Raw genomic sequence first — 22,744 nt, forward strand, 5'->3', positions numbered from 1 at the left:
AAGCCATCTTTCTCTGCCAGTCCGTGATGGTCAAAATTGATATGTTTATCATGAGGTATTTAATAAGTAGGATCGCAGTAAAGAAAATCATTTGTGTTCTCTGCAATGTTTACTTTTCCCAGTAGGATAATGAAGAGAGGAGGGTAAAAGGAATGGCAGTATCTTTTTTATCCACTTGGTACGTATTTCATTATACGTATAATTCCCTTTTAATTAAAACACAGGTGTTGGTAGCATTAACAAGCACAATGATATATGATATAGTGAATGAGATTTGATTTCGTGCATTGTTACGTATGGTGAAAGAAGTATTGTTTGCGTTTAAAAAAGAAACGTGAGTACACCAGCTGCCTTTTTTGTTGATTGCGAATCGTTATTCTTTCGGGGTATGTTGTGACGAACGAGAAGGAATGGCGTACTAAATTAGCGACCAGATGGTTTTTCTATTTAGTGATAGGCGGGATACTCTTCCCTTGAGAAATTTCGCTGAATATTTTTTTCTTTTGGTAAATTTTGATCAGAGACAAATCGAGAAACGCCTTATGGTATGAAGATTATTTCGTCAAGTTTTCATTACGATATGGCGAAAAAATAAAGGATATCAATAGGATATCGTACTGGAGGCCTCGCCCAGAATCGAACTGGGGTTGAAGGATTTGCAGTCCTCTGCGTAACCATTCCGCCACGAGGCCGAAGACAGAAAAGAGGAATAAATCAAAGACATAAATTTTCTTTTTAAGACTTATCACTTTGGAATGGATATTCCAATTCCATACTAACAGTAAATATTTTTTCTCGCAAGGAGAAATTTAGTTAACGTAGAATATTAAGAGTCCACAAAGTAAATCTGACTATAATCAGATCACCAAGTGATAATGCGAGGAGTAATAGGCATATGAACTATAAAATGTTCTTAATTTTCAATAAGCGTGTGAATCTTTTTCTTACACTATTATTAATTATTTTGAGCATGCATCGTCTCAGTTATAAAAAAACTTGTGAAGTATTAATAATTTCTTAAGACTTGAGAATATTGTGGTTTATTTTTAATAATGATTTTTATATAATTACAAGGTAGTTATTTTGATGATTTGATCGATTCTTGGTACTACCAAGAGAGGCTTAATAGTGAATATTGAAGGATATTTTCCGAGAGGTGGATTAGTGTGTAGAGTAAATCATTGTTTTTTAGGTTAATTTATTGCTCTTTAAGAATCAACCGGTTGATCCGATTATACCATTGTATGGTAGTCTAGAGTAGAGATCAAAAGATAACTAACGTTTGTTTGATAACGTCTTTAAAGGGGATGAATAATGGCCCAATATAATGCTGTATCCGAACCGTCTATGGAAGAAATAGTTAATTCTATTCGCAGGATACTGGAGAATAATGATCAAGAGTTTAGTACTTCTAATAATGTACAAACTCAAGTCCCAGCACGCGACGAAGGTGTAATCGAAAAAGAGGATTTTGTGCAAGAGGATAAAATGTCTAATCATCTTTTTGCAGATCAAAATTCCCATTTGAAGAAATATGGTGTCGAGTATCCTAAAAAGGAGACTATGTCACTTTCTGATGTTGCGGCGCGCGTTCGTGCAGAAGCTCGGGGTGATGCTCGTATTATTGCTGATGCACCTTCTCCTATAGCAAATTCGATTCTTCCTTCTACGGACGCATTAGAGGAAAATGCTGTCATGGATAAACCCTTGAATGAAGGTTTATCTCCGAGTTCAGATCTTGGTATGCAAGCGGAGGAATCAATGTATTCTCCTGATCTTGTTGATAAATGCAAGGGGGAAGAGGAGGCGTTAGTTTCATCTGATGTTGGAGATCAGGTTGCTTCTTCTTTTGATCAGTTGGTAAAGGCGCTTCGGGAATCTGAGAGTCGTTCTCTTGACCAGCTATCTTTGGATGTACTACGTCCTATGTTGCGTGAGTGGCTAGATGATAACTTACCAGGAATTGTGGAGAGACTTGTGCGGGAGGAAATAGAGAGAATTGCAAGAGGTCCTATTCGACATTAGTGTATACTTTTCTTGTCCTGTCATCGTGTTCTCTCGCTCTAAATCATAGTTAAGAATTTCTTCTTTTGATTGGTTTTGATGATGATTGATAAAACATATGATTTCGCTTTTATAGAACAGAAGAGTGTAGAGAAGTGGAATTCTGTTGATGCGTTTCGCATTGACGTTGCTCCTAAGCTAGGATCGGGGGTATTTTGCATTGCTATGCCTCCACCTAATGTGACGGGTTCATTGCACATGGGGCACGCTTTTAATACCACCATACAGGATATCATGATCCGTTTTGAACGTATGAGAGGAAAGAATGTTCTTTGGCAGCCAGGAACGGATCATGCTGGTATAGCTACTCAGATAACAGTCGAATCTCGGTTATTTGCCCAATCTTCCCTCACGCGAGAGGATATTGGGCGTGACGCTTTTATTGAAAAAGTTTGGGAGTGGAAAAAAGAATCGGGAGGATCTATCCTCAGTCAGTTAAAAAGGTTAGGTGCATCATGCGACTGGTCTCGTGAGAGATTCACAATGGATGAGGGAATGTCCAACGCAGTTCGCAATGCTTTTGTTGTTCTCTATAAAGACGGTTTAATCTATAGAGATAAGAGGATTGTTAATTGGGATCCATCGCTTAAAACTTCTGTCTCTGATCTCGAGGTTATTCAAAAAGAAGTTGATGGCAATCTGTGGTACGTACGCTATCCATTAGTAGAAGGAGTTACGTATCGTCACCCGATTAAATTTGATGATGATGCAAAGCCAATTGATTGGGAGGTTCGTGATTATATTATCGTGTCTACGACTCGTCCAGAAACGATGTTTGGGGACGTTGCTATTGCTGTTCATCCTGACGATTATCGTTATAAGGAGCTTATTGGAAAATATGCCACGCTTCCTATAGTGGGTCGTCTTATTCCTATTGTATCTGATGTTTATCCTGATCCTGAATTTGGGGATGGAGCCGTTAAAGTGACTCCCGCACATGATTTTAACGATTTTGAGATAGCAAAGCGTCATGGATTAGGTTTTATCAATATTTTAACGCCTGAAGCAAAGATTTTTCTCTCAGAAAATGAAAGTTTTTTAGAGAATATTGTCCTTTCCGATGAAGCAAGAAATATTTTTAGTGAATTTGAAGGCTTGGATTGTTTTGCGGCTCGCTCGAAAATAGTTTCATTGCTTGAAAAAAGTAATTTGCTTGATAAAACTGATTCTTACAGGCATATAGTACCCCATTGTGAACGTAGTGGTGTTACTATTGAGCCTTGTATAACAGAGCAATGGTATCTTGATGCTAAGGTTTTAGCTGAATCTGCTATCCGTTCGGCAAAGAATGGTTGTCTATCATTTATTCCACAATCTTGGGATAAGAGCTATTATGAATGGTTAGAAAATATTCAACCTTGGTGTATCTCACGACAGATTTGGTGGGGGCACCAGATTCCTGTTTGGTATTCTCCTGATGGAAAATTATTCGTTGAAAATACCGAAGATGCCGCTTTACGCTCTGCCATTGACTATTATCTTTCGCAGGATAATGACATGACTGTAAAAGTGCGAAAAATGATCAAAGATGGTAATATATCTGATCTTTTAAAACGTGATGAAGATGTATTAGATACTTGGTTTTCTTCCGCTCTTTGGCCTTTTGCGTCTCTTGGTTGGCCAGAACAAACTGCTGAATTAAAGACTTATTATCCTACGAGTGTTCTGGTCACAGGGTTTGATATTTTGTTTTTCTGGGTCGCACGTATGATGATGATGGGCCTGTATTTTATGAAAGATGCTGAAGGTAAGGGAATTGAACCATTCCACATCGTTTATATGCACGCATTGGTTCGAGATAAAAATGGACAAAAAATGTCTAAATCTAAGGGCAACGTTGTCGATCCAATTGATGTGATAGATCAATATGGTGCAGATGCTCTGCGATTTTATTTTTCTATCATGGCGGTTCAAGGGCGTGATATCAATTTGGATTTAGAGCGTATTGCTGGTTATCGTAATTTTATAACTAAATTTTGGAATGCTATACGCTTTTCAAAGATGAAAAATGCAAGGCACAGTGTTTCTTTTGTACCACAAGATGTGAAGTGGATTGTTAACAAATGGATCATCAAGCGCCTCGCTACTGTGATCAATGATGTTACTGTAGGAATGGAAAATCATCGTTTTAACGATGTATCTGCTGTATTGTATCGTTTTGTATGGGATGAGTTATGTGATTGGTACGTGGAGTTTATTAAGTCTATTCTCAATCAAAAAGATAGTGAATTGGTTTCGGAAACTTTATCATGTTTTTCATATGTCTTGTATAATGTTTGCAAGTTGTTACATCCGATTATTCCGTTTGTGACAGAAGATCTTTATTCTCATGTATCTCCACAGGATGATATGGACAAGCAAGGTCTTTTATGTCATGCGCAGTGGCCTTCACTTATTATTGATGATTCTGAATCTATAGAGGAGGTAAATTGGATTATAGATTTGATCTCCAAGGTTCGTTCTATCCGTACAGAAATGAATGTTCCATTAAAAGCAGTGGTGCCATTGGTATTTGCCAATATAGATGCACATGTGCGGAAACGATTAGAATGTCATAAGTGTATTATTGATCGTTTATCTTCAGGGAATATTATTTTTGCAGATTGTCCTCCAGATCGTTCGATTCAAATTATTCTTGATGGGATGGTATTATTTCTGGCAATCGGTGATTTCGTCGACTTTGTCAAAGAGAGATCTCGGCTCAAAAAGTCTCTCGAAAAAGTACTCGATGAATTATCTTCTATAAAGAAAAAGTTAGAGAATAATCAGTTTGTAGAAAAGGCTCCTCCAAGTATTTTACAAGCAGAAAAGGAAAGATTTTCTAAAGTTGAAAAGAAAAGAATATCTTTAGAAAATTCTCTTGAGCGCATAAGAATGTTGTAGATCTGGGGATTTTTAAATTTTTATTGATTATTTTTATTAGGTATTTCTATTGCTGATGGTTAAATGTAAATGATCCACCACTTCAGTATTCGTTTTTTTTTAGTGAAGGTGAGGTTGTGTGGATTTTTATGTAAATTGGAATAGGTAAATGTGGAATAGTGAATATTTCGGTTATAATTAATGTTAGTAAAAAGAAATAATAGGAAAATTTCTTTTTTCGTATAGGTATTCAATAGTCTATCTTGGTTTTGAGATTCATAAGTGAATTATAGTAAGTAGATAATATCGATATTTATTATTGTCGATGGTTGTATCGTTGCTATATTTAAAAAATAAAAAGCTACATTGATCTTTTCTATTTTATGTATGTATCAATTTCCTGAAAAGTAAAATTAATTCATCTACATAATCTACATTTGTAATTCATATCTTGTAATATATTATAGCTTATATCGTATTATTGATAAAAATAATTGGAATATGGGTTATTAATGTTTTCTTTAAATTTAAATATTCGAAATTTTTTTTATAATTATAAAGGCGGCATGACGATATTAACGGCTATTTTCTTACCTATTATATTTCTTGTTTTAGGAATGATTATTGAAGTATCACATATCTTTTTTATGAAGACAGTATTGCACTCTATGATTGATCGTTCTCTTGTGCATGCAGCAACACAAATAATGAATGAAGGGAATGGTAACAATAGAAAGAAACTGAAAGGCGGTGATATCCTATGTAGAATAAAGAATACGTGGAATATGAGTTTTCGCAACGAATTACGCGATAATGGCTTTGTAAACGATATTGATGATATAGTACGATCGACATCGCTTGATATTGTCGTAGTTCCTCAAAATGAAGGATACAGTATATCGGCTATCTCTCGATATAAAATTCCATTGAAGTTTTGTACTTTTATTCCTTGGTATACAAATAGTCGTCATATTGTAATGCCGATAACGAGCTCTGTAAAAGTTAATAGCCAAACTGACGCTCGATTAGATATGATGATAGTTTTAGATGTTTCTCGTTCTATGGAAAGTTTTTTTGATTCGTCTATAACAAAAATAGATATGGCTATAAAATCGATCAATGCAATGTTGGAAGAAGTTAAATTAATTCCGGATGTGAATAACGTAGTTCAAAGTGGATTAGTGACATTTTCTAATAAAATTGAGGAATTTTTTTTGTTGGAATGGGGAGTCAGTCATCTTCAAAGAAAAATAAAATATCTTTCTAAGTTTGGCGTGAGTACAAACTCAACTCCTGGGTTGAAATATGCTTATAATCAAATTTTTGATATGCAGGGAATGCGGCAACATTGTAATACAGAAGATGCCAATTATAAAAAAATTATCGTATTTATGACAGATGGAGAAAATCTTTCAACGAAAGAAGATCAGCAAAGTCTTTATTATTGTAATGAAGCAAAAAAAAGAGGGGCAATAGTTTATGCAATTGGTATTCGAGTCATCAGGTCTCACGAATTTCTTAGGGCATGTGCTTCGCCAAACAGTTTTTATCTAGTTGAAAATCCCCATAGTATGTATGATGCGTTTTCACATATTGGTAAAGATATAGTCACAAAACGTATTTGGTATGATAAATGAGATTAATTATTCTTTGTATGACTAAATGTTGGATATGCTTGAATATTATCTGTGGAGGTTTGTGTGATATCGGAGAGCCTATGGTAATGCACTTTCTTGATCAAAATCAGCATTGAGGATTTTTTGCAATTATGAACTCTCTAAAAGAAGTAAGTGCCTGAGTCATATTGTAGTATTTTTCTATTTTTTTAGAGATATGCTCATAAAAAAATATCATGACAAAACATCATTTATGTGAAAATATGTGGAAAATATTGAATAAATAAGTATAAAATTAACACTCCTTACATGTAGGTCATAGCAATCAATAATAGTCTATATTATATTCTCAGTATATTTACTAGTAGGATAAAATATCTGATATAGATCGTTGTGGATTGGGGATTTCATTAAGTGAGAATTTATTGAAAAGGTTTTCTTGTGATTGTCTTTTGAAGGGCAGTGTTGTTTGTGTTGTTGTTTTAGGGATGAGTTCCTGTTTTTTTTCATCGACTTATAAAGATGATAAGCTGGAATATTTTCCAGAAAGTATGTACGGAGTAACTGCAAGCGATCGTATTGTCTCTGGTAAAAGGGTGCCTAGAGGTGGAGGGCGTTATTTTTTAGGTAAGCCCTATCAGATTATGGGCAGGTGGTATGTTCCTCGACAATATACTGCGTATGCCGCGGTGGGAATGGCTTCATGGTATGGGAAAGCATTCCATGGGCGTTTGACTGCTAACGGTGAAGTTTATGGGACTGAGTATATTACAGCAGCTCATCCAACGTTGCCCTTGCCTAGTTATGTGCGTGTAACTAATATGGAAAATGGTATATCTCTTGTTGTACGTGTGAATGATCGAGGTCCATATCACAGTAACCGTCTTATAGATCTATCTAATGCAGCAGCAAAAATTCTTCGCGTTGAGGAAAGAGGCGTATCAAAAGTGCATGTAGAATATCTTGGAATGGCATTGTTGAATGGTATGGATCAAGAGTATCTCAGGTCTACTGTCATGGTGAATAGCGCCACGGTATTGCCTTTAGGATGTCAGTATCGTGAAGAAATTGTGGTCATTCCTTATCTTTTAACGCGTAGTCGTACTGTTCATTTAAATAATTGTGATGATGATAGTTTGCAAAAACAGCGTGAAATATCTTTGAGAGAAAGAAAAAAGTCGAATCTCATCCCGCTTCCTAATGGATATTCTCCTCCTAGAAAAATGGGAAAAATTCCAATACCTTCCCGATTTTGACATGTCGTGCACAGTATAATTATATGTCAAAATGAAAAGCCATATTGTGAGCGATCAGTAATTGGTCAATAGCAGGATATTCAAGGAATAATAAATAAAACATAGGAAACTATAAGATTAAAAGCATTTGCAGATTAGACATATAGAAAATCCGATTCACACAGATTTTTGTTCTTTGAGCTACTCAAATTATATTTTGATACAATTTCGATGAGTAGTTGGTCGTTTCTTTTTAGATATCCAGTATATAAATTCCACATTCAATTAATTTTTGGTATCAACTCTCAGAAAACTATCTCTAAAAAATATTTATGGACTATGGATTCGGGCAAAGTAAGAGACTTCTATTTATTGCGCTTTTAATGAGAAAACGATAGCTATCAAAGGAGGAATAGATGTGAATATTTTGGCTCATTTTCTACTCCTTCTCTGAGGGAGGATTCTGCTATATCTTACTTTTTATCTTCATCAGGATCACGTGCAATCTCATTTTTTAAATAAGCAAGATCCATGAAGTAGTCAGCTTGACGACGCAATTGATCAGAAGCCATAGAGGGATCGGATAATACTGTTGAAACAATCGTAACCTTTTTTACTTTCCTTTGAAGAGCTGCAACCAAGGTGGTGAAGCATCCGTCTCCTGAAAAGATAACAAGATGTTCCAGCCCTTCAGACTGTTCGAATGCATCAACGGCTAACTCAACATCCATGCTCGACTTTACCCTTTTTCGCCCACAGTTCTCTGTGAATTCTTTGGCTACTTTTGCAACAACTTGGAATCCATTATAGTGTAACCAATCAAGCAAAGGGTGTAATGGTGAGAATTGTTGTTCTGGATCTCCAACAACTGTGGTGTAATAATATGCCCTTATTACTATAGCGCGTGATCTAAAGGCTTTGAGAAGTTTCCTATAGTCAATATCAAATCCCAATGCTTTAGAGGAAGCATAGAGGTTGGCACCGTCAATAAAAAGAGCAATTTTTTCACGAGGATCGAACATTTTAAATTATTACCTATTTTCTGATCGTTTTACCTATGTGTTAACTGAAAATATCATGATATCGCATTAAAATTAAAGAAATTGGCTGAGGGTATTTATTAACTCAAAAACCATTTTGTTCGACTTAAACGAGTATTCATCGAGATTTATTTATTTAAAATATGCACAAGATGCAAGAGACAAGGACAGAATTTATCATTAAAAACTTGAAATGAACACTATTTTATTGTATTGAACAGGTAAGTGATTGTCTTTGCTGTTAATTTTTTTCGAGGTTTCTAATGGCACGTACTACTGTAGAAGATTGTATTGATAAGGTAGATAACCGATTCCTGCTCGTTCTTCTGGCGAGCCATCGTACAAGGCATCTATCCCAGGGAGCAAAACCGACAGTTGACGTTGGGAAGGATAAGAATACGGTCGTAGCGTTGCGCGAGATTGCAAGTGGTACTTTGTCGCCAGATGATCTTGAAGAGGATTTTATTCATTCTCTTCAAAAGCATGTTGAGATTGATGAACCTGATAGTCCTACTGAGAATTCTGATTTCTCATGGCACAAGCCGGAGGCTTTGTCATTTGGGCAAATGTCAGAAGGAGATCTCTTAGAAGGGATCAATAATATAGTCACTCCTGATAAGAGAGATGATTGATATTTTTTTCTAATCTTTTAATTGCTCCTATAACCTTTTTAAATACAATTTTTCCAATTTTTTTGTATTTTTTTGTAATCTGTTCAGCAATCTTTGTTACTCGTCCATCATGATAGGGTTTTTGGCGTTTATTATGTTCTAGTTTTTTTAGCATTATATATGGGGCATTCGATGTATGTTGAAAAGTTATAGATCTTTTTTTTCGTCGTTTTGTAAAGAGTTTTTCTGTTAGAGAAGAAATTTTTCGATATGATTATAGGTATAGGTAGTGATATCGTTAGTATTCAGCGTATTAGTAGGTTGTTGCAGAGTTTTAATAGAAAATTTGAGTCGCGTTGTTTTTCTTCATTGGAACAAGATGTTTGTGATCTTTCTTGCAATCGTGTTGCTTCGTATGCAAAGCGTTTTGCGGCTAAAGAGGCATTTTCTAAAGCTATCGGTACTGGGATATCTAAGGGAGTTTCATGGAAAGATATAGAAGTTTGTCATTTCCCTGGAGGGAAACCTTATATTTCTATTTCAGGTCGCGCTTCCGATGTACTTTCTTCTCTTGTTCCTAAAGGATATAAGCCGGTGGTCCATCTAACAATAAGCGATGATTTCCCTTTTGCTCAAGCGTTTGTTGTTATAGAATCTCTTTTGATATGAGTATCTAGGATTGCGGTTTTTGATTGGAATCATAAAAATAATGTGAAAAGAAAGTGGATAACATGTGGATAGCAAAAAAATGGACATGCAGTATATTCGGGAGTGATACTCTGAAATCAATTCTGCAAGCCTTATTTTTTGCTATTTTGATTCGAACTTTTTTATTTCAACCTTCTGTTATTCCGAGTGGATCTATGATACCCACTCTTTTGGTGGGGGATTATATTATTGTTAATAAGTTTTCTTATGGTTATTCCAAATACTCTTTTCCTTTTTCGTATAATTTGTTTAATGGGCGTATCTTTAATAACCAACCGCGGCGAGGAGATGTAGTGGTTTTTCGTTATCCGAAGGATCCATCTATTGATTACGTGAAGAGAGTAATTGGCTTGCCTGGCGATAGAATATCGCTTGAAAAGGGTATTATATACATTAATGGTGCACCGGTTGTACGCCATATGGAAGGATATTTTTCGTATCACTATAAAGAAGATTGGAGTAGTAATGTCCCTATTTTTCAAGAAAAATTGAGTAATGGTGTGTTATATAACGTTCTTTCTCAAGATTTTTTAGCGCCTAGTAGTAATATATCGGAATTTTTGGTTCCGAAAGGGCATTACTTTATGATGGGCGATAATCGTGATAAATCTAAAGATAGTCGTTGGGTCGAAGTTGGTTTTGTACCAGAAGAAAATCTCGTAGGACGGGCTAGTTTTGTTCTGTTTTCTATTGGGGGTGATACTCCATTTAGTAAAGTATGGCTTTGGATTCCGAATATGCGTTGGGATAGGTTATTTAAGATTTTGTGATGTCGGCATTGCGATATTCAACTCTAGAAAAACGGATAGGTTATGCTTTTGCTAATAGATCTTTATTAGAAAAGGCATTGACTCATTCCAGTATTTCTCATTCATATCAAGAAAGTTATGAACGACTGGAATTTCTGGGTGATCGAATTCTTGGTCTTTTGATATCGACATTGTTGTTTAATCATTTTGATTCTGCCAAAGAAGGAGAGCTTTCCGTTCGCTTTAATTCTTTAGTGAGTGCAGAAACTTGTTCCCAAGTAGCAAGAGAATTAGATCTTGCTTCCTTTATTCGTGTGAGTTCTGATCTCAGAAAAGACGTTTGCAGTTTTATGACGAGTATTCAAGCTGATGTTGTAGAAAGCTTAATTGCTGCTCTCTATCTTGATGGCGGTATTGAAGTTGCGGGCACTTTCGTAGATAAATATTGGAAACAACGTGCTCTTAAAAGTGGAAAGTTTCGTCGTGATGCTAAAACTGAATTGCAAGAGTGGGCGCATGCAAAATTTGGAGTAACCCCAGAATATAAAGTAACTTTTCGTTCTGGTCCCGACCATGATCCACGTTTCACGGTAGTAGTTGAGATTTCGGGACTTGCTCCTGCTCAAGGGATGGATTGTTCAAAAAGAGCGGCAGAGCAAGTAGCTGCTGCAGAAGTTTTGAAGCGTGAGGGGATTTGGACGTGATCAGTATAGAATATGGAGATGGGTGAAATTACTTTTTTTAATGAACACAAAGATTTCGTCCAAGATAATAGTAGATCAGGATGTGTAGCATTAGTTGGGGCAACGAACGCTGGCAAGTCTACGCTTGTTAATCGCTTCGTTGGAGCAAAAGTTTCTATTGTCACACACAAAGTACAAACGACACGTTCAATTGTAAGGGGAATCGTTTCGGAAAAAGAATCGCAAATCGTATTTCTTGATACTCCTGGGATTTTTAATGCCAAAGATTCGTATCATAAGCTCATGATTCGTTTATCTTGGAGTACAATCAAGCATGCAGATATTGTTTGCCTCGTTGTGGATAGTCATCGTGAGTTGAAAGTTAATATACATGATCTTTTAAAAGAAATCGCGAAACGTTCAAGTCGATTGATTTTAATTTTGAATAAAATTGATTGTGTAAAGCCAGAGCGCTTGCTCGAACAAGCTGAAATAGCAAATAAGTTAGTATTTATAGAAAAGACTTTTATGGTATCGGCAACGAAAGGTCATGGATGTGATGATGTTTTGAATTATTTATGTTCAACATTACCTTTAGCCCCTTGGGTTTATTCTGCGGATCAGATTTCTGATCTTCCTATGTTTCATTTTACGGCAGAAATTACGCGGGAGAAATTATTTTTGCATTTGCATAAAGAAATTCCGTATTCTTCCTGTGTAGTTACTGAAAAATGGGAAGAAAAAAAAGATGGTTCCATATTAATACGGCAGGTGATTTATGTAGAGCGGCCTAGTCAAAAAAAGATTATGCTGGGAAAAAATGGGCAAAATATCAAAACGATTTCTTTAGAAGCAAAGAAAGAAATAGCAGAAATACTAGAACAACCTGTTCATTTGATCCTTTTTGTTAAGGTACAAAAAGATTGGGGGCATGATCCGAAATGTTGTCCACAGAGAGAAATTTTTTGATAAAAACGAAAATTATTTTATAAAAAATAATGAAATATCATGATAAAAATCAGTTGGCTGTTATTGGTAATTATTTGAAAATTTTATGTATGACATGAGGTTTTAATGAAACGTAAACGTCTTGCTATTGTGCTTGCTGCAGGTAGAGGGCATCGTATGAAGTCTTCTTCCTCTAAGGTGTTACAGAAAATTGCTGGGAAACCTATGATTTCCCATGTTATGGAAACCATCGCTGCAGCAGGTATTGAAAACGTTGCTTTGGTTCTAGGATATGGAGCAGAAGAAATTACAAGGATTAATTTTCCTCCTACGTTATCAGTCGAGTATTATATTCAAGATTGCCAACAAGGGACTGCACATGCCGTTTTGACAGCACAGGATGCTATAAAGCCAGGATACGATGATGTTATTATCATGTATGGTGATGTACCACTGGTTTCTTCTCATACTTTGAAAAAAGCAATGGATAAAATAGCCCAAGGATATTCTATCGCAGTCGTTGGATTTAATGCGGATAATCCTAAGGGATATGGGCGTTTATTGATAAAAAATAATGAAATAATAGCTATTCGTGAAGAAAACGATGCTACAGATGAAGAAAGAAAAATTCATTATTGTAATAGTGGATTAATGGCTATTGATGGCTTGTATATCATGGATTGGCTTCTCCAAATTAAGAAAAACAAAGTATCACAGGAGTACTACCTCACAGATATTATTGAAAAAGCACGATTGGATGGGAAAAGTATTGCGAGTATTGATGTTAAGGAACAAGAAGTATGCGGTTGTAATAATCGTTATGAGTTGTCTTTAATCGAAAACATCTGGCAATCACGTTATCGTCGCCAGATGATGATATCAGGTGTGACAATGATCGCTCCAGAAACAGTGTTTCTTTCTCACGATACTATTATTCAACCAGATACTGTCATTGAACCGCATGTTTTTTTCGGATGTGGTGTCAGCATTGAAAATTATGTACAGATACGTGCATTTTCATATTTAGAAGGAGTACATATTGGTAAAAAAACCATTATCGGTCCTTTTGCTCGTATAAGACAGGAAACTACAATAGAAAAAAATGTCCGGATAGGAAATTTTTGTGAGGTAAAAAAGGCTACTATTAAAGAAGGAAGTAAAATTAATCACCTCAGTTATGTCGGCGATAGTGTAGTAGGGAAAAATGTTAACATAGGAGCAGGTACTATTACCTGTAATTATGATGGTACCCATAAATATAAAACGCATATAAATGAGAATGCTTTCATAGGATCTAATTCTTCTTTAATCGCTCCTATTACTATTGGTCAAGGTACTTATGTAGCATCTGGAAGCATTATTACGCAAGATACTCCGGAAAATTCGCTCGTATTCGCTCGATCTCGGCAGATTGTCAAGGAAGATGGTGCTTTGTCAATGCGAAAAAAAAAGTAGTACCTATAAATATTGTCTGACAATAGATTTTTTGTTTATAAAAGTGTTCTAATATTTGTTATTGCTTAATAAGAAGTCTTCCAGAAGTAGAGGTGATTTTTAAAAAAATGTGTGGCATCGTTGGAATTGTTGGAAGAGAATCTGTGGGCGAACGTCTTTTTAAGGCACTCAAACGCCTTGAATATCGCGGATATGATTCTTCTGGAATGGCAACAATTTGTGATGGGAAAATTCAGTGTGTGCGTGCACAAGGAAAACTATCTGAATTAGAGAAAGAATTGAATAAAAAGCCATTAAAAGGTAACATAGGTATTGCTCATACCCGTTGGGCGACGCATGGTTTGCCTAACAAAGAAAATTCTCATCCTCACTGCATTGAGGGAATAGCTGTTACGCATAATGGTATTATTGAAAATTTTTCTCGTCTGAAAAAAGAACATTTTTCTTCCCAACAAGTCTTCCTAACCGAAACCGATACAGAAGTTATTGCTTGTCTTTTAGAAAAATTTATCAAAAATGGCTCGAGCAAAAAAGAAACAATGCAAAAACTAATGCAATGTTTGACAGGATCGTACTCTATAGCTGTTATTTTTGAAGATGATCCTCATTCTATTATCGTTGCTCGCAAGGGTCCTCCTTTAATTATTGGGCATGGAGAAGGGGAGATGTTCGTTGGATCAGATGTAACAGCACTTACCTTATTGACCGATAAAGTAACATATATGGAAGATGGTGATTGGGCTATTATTCGTAATTCTGGGTTAACAATTTATGATTCGCAAGGTTATGAAATAGAGAGGCCGATTCAGATAGTGCAAATTGCTCCTTTTCTTATAGGGAAAGGCAACTATCGCCATTTCATGGAAAAAGAGATTTATGAGCAGCCAGAAGCGATTTCCCGCGTTCTCAGTCACTATATCAACCTCTCGGATCATACAATTATTCCCAATATTTTTAATTATGATTTTGCCAATATATCAGGTTTGCTTGTTTCTTCTTGTGGAACATCTTATCTAGCGGGATTAGTAGGAAAATTTTGGTTTGAACGGTTGGCAAGATTAAAGGTTGAAATTGATGTTTCATCAGAATTTCGTTATCGCGATTTCGTGTATTCATCAAAATGGGCTTCTTTATTTATTTCTCAATCAGGGGAAACAGCAGATACCTTAGCATCACTGCGTTATATGCGGACACAGGGTTTAACAATAGGATCTCTTGTTAATGTTTTGGAATCAACTATTGCCAGAGAATCTGATTTTATCTTTCCAATTAAGGCAGGACCAGAAATAGGAGTAGCTTCTACTAAAGCATTTACGTGTCAGCTCTTAGTCCTTGTGATTATGGCAATATATGCTGGAAAAGTAAGAGGATATATTAATGAAGAGCAAGAAAGGGAATTAATTAGATCCCTTGTTGAAATTCCTCGTAAGATGTTTGATGTATTGCAGAACATTTATTCGCAAATAGAAAAATTATGTTGTGGATTAGCAAAGTGTCAAACTCTATTATATGTCGGGAGGGGGTCTAGTTATCCTCTGGCATTAGAAGGAGCGCTGAAAATAAAAGAGATTTCTTATCTTCATGCAGAGGGTTATGCGGCAGGTGAATTAAAACATGGTCCGATCGCTTTGATTACTGAAGGTACTTTTGTCATAGCTATAGCGCCTTATGATCGTTTTTTTCAAAAAACTCTATCTAATATACAAGAGATAGTAACGCGAGGAGGACGTGTCATTTTTATTACAGATGAAGAAGGGTTGAAAAGACAAGACTTTCCTTCTATAGAAACAATTGTGCTGCCTAGTATGGGTGAGATTGTTTCACCGATTGTTTTTTCCTTGCCAATTCAAATGATCGCTTATTGTACAGCTGTGTTGATTGGTACAGATGTTGATCAACCTCGCAATTTGGCCAAATCGGTAACCGTAGAATAGGTATTGGCTTCACTGATTTTTATGGCTATATCAAATGATTTAATTAGAGACTGTTCATTATGAAAAAAAAATCTTTCCATACGTCTATTTCTGCGAAGGTTCGCAATAACTTTTTTGCTGGCTTTATTATATGTGCGCCAATTGCAATCACAATTTGGCTTAGTTTGTCTTTAATACATTGGTTTGATGGTTTTATCGTACCATATATTCCTATGCAATATAATCCCGAATATTATTGCGATTTTTCTATTCCCGGGTTTGGATTATTAGTCGTTATCGTTGGTATTAATATTGTTGGATTTTTTGGCAGAAATCTCTTGGGCAGATTTGTCTTTTTTTTAAGCGAATCTATTTTAAACAATACGCCTATTGTTCGGCATCTTTATAAAAGTACTAAGCAGATCATTAGGACTCTTCTCAAGGAGGATTCAACCTCTTTTAAGAATGCATGTCTTGTGGAATATCCTAGTGCTGGATTTTGGTCTTTATGCTTTTTGACTACAGAGGTTAAAGGCGAGATAAAAGAAAAATTTTCCAATATAGGCTGTGAAGATATGGTCACAGTCTTTATACCACCAACTCCTTTACCAACGGCTGGTATGCTCGTTTTTGTTCCTAGGAACAAGGTGATTATGCTTAAAATGAGTGCTGAAGATTCTGCCAAAATGCTGATATCTGGTGGGCTTCTGATCCCTGATAATATCAGTTACGATGCACAACCTGAAAGTAATTCTGTAAAAAAGTGATATCTGATGGACTTTTTATCCTGCCCTGATAAATTGGAACGCTTCATTGTATTGGTAGAGATATAAAAGTATTCGGATAGATTGTCCTCGGACACTGGTCAGATCTGGATCTTGTGTGAGAATATGTTTGGCATCTTTACGTGCTATTTCTAACAAAGAATCATGCAATTCAGGTTGAGCAATAAGAAATTTAGGCATTCCAGATTGTTTGATGCCGAGGATTTCTCCTTCTTTGCGTTGTTTTAAATCTTCTTCGGCAATCAGAAATCCATCTTCTGTATTTTTCAATACTGATAGTCTTGTATAACTGTTTTTGCTCAGAGGAGGATGATATAGGAGAATACAACTGGATATTTCTTCGCCGCGTCCAACGCGTCCTCGTAATTGATGTAGTTGTGCGAGTCCAAAATGTTCTGCGTTTTCTATGATTATAATTGAGGCATCAACAACATCGATTCCGACTTCAATGACGGTTGTTGCAATTAATAATTTACATGTTCCATTTTTAAAAGAATCCATTACTGATTCCTTGTCAATATCGGACATGCGTCCATGAATTATAGCAATAGACGAGGTAAAATGTTCATGCAGGCTATTAAAGCGTTCTACTACCGAACGAAAGTTTGATTCTTTTTTTTCTTCAATTTGAGGACAAATCCAATAGGCTTTTTTACCCTCTGATAAAACAACTTTGAGTCTTTCAATGACTTCGTCTATTCTGTTAATAGGAATGATAACAGTTTTAATAGGTTTTCTGCCTGCAGGTTTTTCCGTTATTTTAGAAATATCAATATCCCCTAAAGAAGTGAGAACAAGTGTGCGGGGAATAGGAGTGGCTGTCATGAGTAAAACATGGGGAGCCGTGGCTTTTTGAGTCAATTTGAGACGTTGTTGGACTCCAAAACGATGTTGTTCGTCGACAATAACTAAAATAAGTTTATAATATTGAATGGAATCCTGAAAAAGAGCATGAGTGCCAATGATGATGTGCGCTTGACCGTGAGCGATTCGTTCTAGTGCTTTTCTTCTATGGGCTTGTGGCATATTTCCTGTAATAATTTCGACAATAATTTGGGTATTTTGCGTGTATTTTTTGATAAATTCATAATGTTGTTGTGCTAGAATCCCAATAGGTGCCATGATAACTGCTTGACCTCCTGCTTCCACTGCTGCTGCCATTGCTATTAATGCAACCAGTGTTTTTCCAGAGCCTACATCACCTTGTAGAATACGGAGCATTCTATTTTTTTGTGACATATCCTGCAGAATATCTTTGATAGCGGATTCTTGACTTTTTGTTGGAGAAAAAGGGATATTTCGCAAAATTTTTTGAGCAATTTTCCCTTCAACATTGATTGGAATACCAATCTCTTTTTTAAATTGTTTCCGCATTAACAATAATGCAATTTGTCCTGCTAATAATTCATCATACGCAAGTCGCTCTCTCGCTGGGGATGTCCACTCAAAATCTTTTGCTTTACGGGGATTATGAATAATATTGAATGCTTCTGCTATAGAAGGAAAGGATTTCTTTTGTAATAAATCTTTTTCTATCCATTCAGGTAATACGGGTAATCTTGATAGTGCTTCAACGATAATTTTTTTGAAAAGATCTACTGATAAGCCTGTCGGGAGAGAATAAACTGCTTCAATAAGCGGGAAGTTTACATCTTGAGAATTATGAAAAATATAATGAGGATGAACCATGATAATGCGATTTTTGAGTTTTTTGATTTTTCCTGTGACGGTAATTTTTCTCCCTTCAAAAAAAACATTTTTCAACATCTCGGTTTTTCTATAAAAAAACAATAAGGTAATTTCACCAGTTCCATCGTTAAGGAGAATTTTATAGGGTCTTCTTTTTTGAAGTTGAAAAGAAGAATGCTGGCTAATATAACCCGTTATTGTTACTATTCTTTCTTCTGAAATTTCTGAAATTTTTGGACGATAGTGACGGTCAATGAAAGATGAAGGATGATAAAATAAGAGATCTATAAAACGGGTTTCATTTGCGTTACCACAATTGATAATCTTGGATAAAAACAAAGAATATTTTTTCCCAACGCCTCGAAAAGTTGATAAAGGAGCAAATAGGGGATTGAGAAAAGAAGGGCGCATATCTTATATGGATTATAATCAATAATGAGAACGATGATTTCATAAGGAACTATAGCAATATGTTAAGAATAAGTAGAGTCATTAGATGAAAAAAAATATGAATCTGCAGTGTCGCAAAATTGTCTATCGTTGTTGGCGGAGAGGGACACGTGAAATGGATTTGATTTTGGGGTCTTTTGTTGATCATTTCATTTTAGAGCTGAGTTCAGTTGAGTTGACCATGCTTGAATCTATTATAGAAGAAGATGATTCTAATCTTTTTAAATGGTTTACAGGAATGGAAAAACCACCAGAATATTTGCGTACACCTATTTTTAAAAAAATATACGATTATTATTCTAACAATTTAGATCGTAAAAACATGCTAGGAAGTCTGCAATGATTTTTGGATCCGATATTGAAAGAATTAGTGAAAAATATTGTAAAAAAATCACCCTTTCTCCAGTAATCGATGGTACTGAAGGGTTTATTCTAGCAGAAATAGCACGTTTGGGTCTCTCTCTCGTTTATATTTGTTCTGATGAACGGATTCTAATCAATCTTAAAAAAATTCTTACATTGGTCGTTCCAGATATTAGAGTTATCATTTTCCCAGCTTGGGATTGCCTTCCATATGATCGTGTATCACCTTCTCCTTATGTGGTAACACGGCGTCTTTCTTGTATTTCTAATCTTGTTTCTTTCAATTCATCTAAAGAAACAATTATTGTTCTCACAACTGTCAGTGCTGTAATGTGTCGTTCTGTCAATATTATGTCGATCAAAGATTATAAGTTATCAATACAATCTAAAGATCAAATTGATATGGCAAAGGTGATAGAAAAATTAGAAACCAACGGATTTCAAAGAGTTAATGCGGTATATAAAGTAGGGGAATATGCTGTACGAGGAGGTATTTTAGATGTTTATGAGCCTACTAAAAAATATCCTGTACGTCTAGATTTCTTTGGGAATACTATTGATAGTCTCCGTCTTTTTGATTCTAGCACGCAACGGACAATCAGAGAAATTTCTATCTTTGAAATCAATACTTTAAGTGAAGTTATGCTTACTTCCCAAAATATAAGTCGTTTTCGTGAAAATTATCTTGCGAATTTTGGTACAACAACGCAGGAAGATCCTCTCTATGTTGCTATTTCTCAAGGACGTCGATATCCTGGCATGGAGCATTGGTTGCCTTTTTTCTATCAAAGTATGGAAACAATTTTCCCATATTTAAGTGAATTCTGTATAATAACCGATCCTTTGGTTAAGGAAACAGCGCGCAAGCGTTCCCAATTAATTCAAGATTATTATGAAGCGAGATTGCAGTATTCTTCGGATAAAAAACAGTATTCCGTTTATAAACCTATTGCGCCAGAAAAACTCTACCTCAATTATCAGCAATTTGATGCATTAATCCAAACTACTCACAAGTTGGTTCAGATGACGGCTTTTAACCAGCAAGAAACCGCTCACAATCGTGTTGTTCATCTAAATGCATTTCCAGGAAAATCTTGGGTACCATCTGCTGTACAAAAAATTGAATCGCAAGATAACTGGGAATCAGGCGGTAGATTTGATAAATTTTTGAGCCATGTTGCTCAGCAAGCTCAAAAAGGGATAAAAACAATCATAAGTGCCTCTTCACAAGGAGCATTGCAACATTTAATTCATCTTATAGAGAGTCATGGATTTAAAAAAATAAAGAAGATCAATACTTTAACGGAAATAAATTCTCTACTAAAAGAAGAAATTGCAGCAGTAATTCTTCCTATCAATCAAGGATTTGAAACAAAACATATGATCCTTGTGACCGAAACAGATTTGCTAGGAAAGAAAATAGCACGTCGTGTTGTTCGAAAAAAGAACGTTCATGCACAGTCTTTCTTTGATTCTTCTAATATCGAAGAAGGAGCTATTATTGTTCATGCAGAACATGGAATAGGGCGCTTTGTGCGTTTATATAGTATTGAAGTATCCGGAACATTCCATGATTGTCTTGAATTGCATTATGCTGATAATGCAAAATTATTTGTGCCAGTAGAGAATATTGATTTAATCTCCCGATATAGTACAGAAATTACTACAGTAACGCTTGATAAGTTAGGGGGATCTGCTTGGAAAACGCGTAAAGCTAACTTAAAAAAACGTCTTGAAGATTTAGCACAAAAACTTGTCGACATTGCCGCAAAAAGAGCCATTCACTCCGTTCCTCCACTGATGGTTTCACAGGATTTATATAGTCAATTTATAAAAAGATTTCCCCACGTTGAAACAGAAGATCAAGAAAAAGCTATTGATGCTGTAATCCAAGACTTGTCTAGTGGTCGGCTCATGGATCGATTAATTTGTGGCGATGTAGGATTTGGAAAAACAGAAATTGCGTTGCGAGCCGCTTTCATTGCCGTCATGAATGGATTACAAGTAGCAGTTATTGCTCCTACAACGCTGTTAGTGCGACAGCACTTTCGATTGTTTTCTGAACGTTTTCAAGGTTTTTCGGTGCGTATTGCCAGTATTTCACGTTTCGTACAAACAAAAGAAGCAGCTCTCCATAAAAAATCTATCACAGAAGGTCAGGTAGATATTGTTATTGGTACGCATGCTTTATTAAATCCAAAGATCACCTTTGCTAATCTTGGGTTGATTATTATTGATGAAGAACAGCATTTTGGTGTTAAACATAAGGAAGCATTAAAAGAAACTCATACTGGCGTACATGTCTTAACTCTTTCGGCAACACCTATTCCGCGTACTTTGCAATTGGCAATAACAGGCGTGCGAGAGTTATCGTTGATTAGCATGCCGCCGATTAATCGTATTGCTTGTCGAACTTCTATTTCAATTTTTGATCCCTTAGTAGTTCGTGAGACCTTAATGCGTGAATATTATCGAGGAGGACAAAGTTTTTATGTGTGTCCTCGTCTCTCAGATTTAGAAAAATGTTATACCTTTTTACAGTCAGAAGTTCCAGAGCTCAAAATTGCAATGGCACATGGACAAATGTCTCCTAAAAATCTTGAAGATAAAATGAATGCTTTTTATGAAGGGCAATATGATGTATTGCTTTCCACTTCTATTGTGGAATCTGGATTAGATTTGCCAAAAGCTAATACAATGATTGTACAACGAGCTGATATGTTTGGTTTAGCTCAATTATATCAACTACGTGGGAGAGTAGGTCGATCAAAAATTGCATCATTTGCTTTATTTCTATTGCCAGAAAATCGTCCTTTAACTGCTGCTGCCCAAAAACGTCTGAGAATTTTACAGTCCTTGAATACTTTAGGAGCAGGATTTCAACTTGCGAGTTATGATCTTGATATTCGTGGTACAGGGAATCTTTTGGGAGAAGAGCAGTCCGGTCATATTAGGGAAATAGGTTTCGAGTTATATCAAAAAATGCTGGAAGAAACTGTTGCGTCCATTAAAGGACAAAAAGACTTGGTGGAGAGTGATTGGTCTCCCCAGGTTCTCATAGAGGCATCAGTCATGATACCAGAAAGTTATGTTTCTGATATTAATTTACGCCTTTCGCTATATCGGCGGCTTGGTAATATTACGGATCATGCTGATATTAGTCATTTTAAAGAAGAAATGGTAGATCGATTTGGTCCATTACCGATTGAAGTTATTCATTTATTAAAAGTAGTCTTTCTCAAATTGCTTTGTCGCATTGCTAATATCGATAAGATGGATATAGGTCTCAAAGGTATTATTATACAGTTTCGCCATAAGACATTTAGTAATCCAGAAGCATTATTGCAGTACATTGCGCAACAAAAAGGAAAGATCATTATTCGTCCTGATCAGAATCTTGTTTTCGACTGCTTGTTACCAACTATCAATCAACGATTTTTTGAGGCAAAACGCATTATTACTCACTTGATTAACATGACAAATCCTGAGATACAAACACCTGATAGTGGTGATTTATCACTGAAGGTTAAGTCACTATAGTGAAGTGATATAAGTATTGTGGTTTATATTAAA

General features: G+C 35.7%; 16 protein-coding genes and 1 tRNA gene. 14 read left to right on the forward strand and 3 right to left on the reverse strand.

Annotation, left to right across the window (positions count from 1 at the left end; translation table 11 throughout):
• Window positions 1-618: 618 nt before the first annotated feature.
• A tRNA-Cys gene (locus CD16_RS04130) sits at window positions 619-692 on the reverse strand.
• 622 nt (window positions 693-1,314) lie between these two features.
• Here CD16_RS04130 and CD16_RS04135 point away from each other — a divergent pair.
• From CD16_RS04135 to CD16_RS04150, 4 genes are all read left to right on the forward strand, one after another.
• Window positions 1,315-2,025, forward strand: coding sequence for a PopZ family protein (locus tag CD16_RS04135; RefSeq protein WP_015452763.1), 711 nt, complete (start codon window positions 1,315-1,317; stop codon window positions 2,023-2,025).
• A 78-nt stretch (window positions 2,026-2,103) separates the two neighbouring features.
• Window positions 2,104-4,947: a valine--tRNA ligase gene (locus CD16_RS04140; protein WP_015452764.1), complete on the forward strand. Its 2,844-nt coding sequence runs from the start codon at window positions 2,104-2,106 to the stop codon at window positions 4,945-4,947.
• 491 nt (window positions 4,948-5,438) lie between these two features.
• Window positions 5,439-6,563, forward strand: coding sequence for a VWA domain-containing protein (locus CD16_RS04145; RefSeq protein WP_015452765.1), 1,125 nt, complete (start codon window positions 5,439-5,441; stop codon window positions 6,561-6,563).
• Window positions 6,564-6,940: 377 nt separating this feature from the next.
• The gene (locus tag CD16_RS04150) at window positions 6,941-7,798 is read left to right on the forward strand and encodes a septal ring lytic transglycosylase RlpA family protein (RefSeq protein ID WP_413464085.1); all 858 of its coding nucleotides are present in this window, start codon (window positions 6,941-6,943) and stop codon (window positions 7,796-7,798) included.
• Window positions 7,799-8,250: 452 nt separating this feature from the next.
• On the opposite strand, the gene CD16_RS04155 is transcribed toward CD16_RS04150, so the two are convergent.
• Window positions 8,251-8,799 (reverse strand): LabA-like NYN domain-containing protein, encoded by a 549-nt coding sequence (locus tag CD16_RS04155; protein WP_015824943.1) that lies wholly within the window; start codon window positions 8,797-8,799, stop codon window positions 8,251-8,253.
• 281 nt (window positions 8,800-9,080) lie between these two features.
• Here CD16_RS04155 and rpoZ point away from each other — a divergent pair, with 281 nt between their 5' ends.
• The 8 genes from rpoZ to CD16_RS04195 all read left to right on the forward strand — a co-directional run bounded on the left by rpoZ (window position 9,081) and on the right by CD16_RS04195 (window position 16,651).
• Window positions 9,081-9,449 carry a DNA-directed RNA polymerase subunit omega gene (rpoZ, locus tag CD16_RS04160; protein ID WP_015452768.1) on the forward strand — a complete coding sequence of 123 codons (369 nt, stop codon included), beginning with the start codon at window positions 9,081-9,083 and terminating at the stop codon, window positions 9,447-9,449.
• A gap of 249 nt (window positions 9,450-9,698) precedes the next feature.
• Complete coding sequence (gene acpS, locus CD16_RS04165) at window positions 9,699-10,097, forward strand: holo-ACP synthase (RefSeq protein ID WP_015452769.1); 399 nt, start codon at window positions 9,699-9,701, stop codon at window positions 10,095-10,097.
• Between the two features lie 62 nt (window positions 10,098-10,159).
• Window positions 10,160-10,906, forward strand: a complete 747-nt coding sequence (gene lepB, locus CD16_RS04170) for a signal peptidase I (RefSeq protein ID WP_015452770.1) — start codon at window positions 10,160-10,162, stop codon at window positions 10,904-10,906.
• Entirely contained in the window at window positions 10,906-11,589 is a 684-nt protein-coding gene (gene rnc, locus CD16_RS04175; protein WP_015452771.1) for a ribonuclease III, read from the forward strand. The genes lepB and rnc overlap by 1 nt, the downstream gene beginning before the upstream one ends.
• A gap of 12 nt (window positions 11,590-11,601) precedes the next feature.
• Window positions 11,602-12,537: a GTPase Era gene (gene era, locus CD16_RS04180; RefSeq protein WP_015452772.1), complete on the forward strand. Its 936-nt coding sequence runs from the start codon at window positions 11,602-11,604 to the stop codon at window positions 12,535-12,537.
• A gap of 105 nt (window positions 12,538-12,642) precedes the next feature.
• Window positions 12,643-13,971: a bifunctional UDP-N-acetylglucosamine diphosphorylase/glucosamine-1-phosphate N-acetyltransferase GlmU gene (gene glmU / locus CD16_RS04185; RefSeq protein WP_015452773.1), complete on the forward strand. Its 1,329-nt coding sequence runs from the start codon at window positions 12,643-12,645 to the stop codon at window positions 13,969-13,971.
• A gap of 107 nt (window positions 13,972-14,078) precedes the next feature.
• Window positions 14,079-15,905, forward strand: coding sequence for a glutamine--fructose-6-phosphate transaminase (isomerizing) (gene glmS, locus CD16_RS04190; protein WP_015452774.1), 1,827 nt, complete (start codon window positions 14,079-14,081; stop codon window positions 15,903-15,905).
• Window positions 15,906-15,964: 59 nt separating this feature from the next.
• Complete coding sequence (locus tag CD16_RS04195) at window positions 15,965-16,651, forward strand: DUF502 domain-containing protein (protein ID WP_015452775.1); 687 nt, start codon at window positions 15,965-15,967, stop codon at window positions 16,649-16,651.
• A gap of 15 nt (window positions 16,652-16,666) precedes the next feature.
• Here the strand turns inward: CD16_RS04195 and recG are convergent, their stop codons facing one another.
• A complete protein-coding gene (gene recG / locus CD16_RS04200; RefSeq protein ID WP_015452776.1) occupies window positions 16,667-18,769 on the reverse strand; it encodes an ATP-dependent DNA helicase RecG in 2,103 nt (700 codons plus the stop codon).
• Between the two features lie 85 nt (window positions 18,770-18,854).
• Here recG and CD16_RS04205 point away from each other — a divergent pair, with 85 nt between their 5' ends.
• Window positions 18,855-19,151: a succinate dehydrogenase assembly factor 2 gene (locus CD16_RS04205; protein WP_015452777.1), complete on the forward strand. Its 297-nt coding sequence runs from the start codon at window positions 18,855-18,857 to the stop codon at window positions 19,149-19,151.
• The gene (gene mfd / locus CD16_RS04210) at window positions 19,148-22,711 is read left to right on the forward strand and encodes a transcription-repair coupling factor (RefSeq protein WP_015452778.1); all 3,564 of its coding nucleotides are present in this window, start codon (window positions 19,148-19,150) and stop codon (window positions 22,709-22,711) included. Before CD16_RS04205 ends, mfd begins: the two co-directional genes overlap by 4 nt.
• The last annotated feature ends 33 nt before the right edge of the window (window positions 22,712-22,744 follow it).

The sequence above is a fragment of the Candidatus Liberibacter asiaticus genome, from assembly GCF_000590865.3.
Classification (GTDB): domain Bacteria; phylum Pseudomonadota; class Alphaproteobacteria; order Rhizobiales; family Rhizobiaceae; genus Liberibacter; species Liberibacter asiaticus.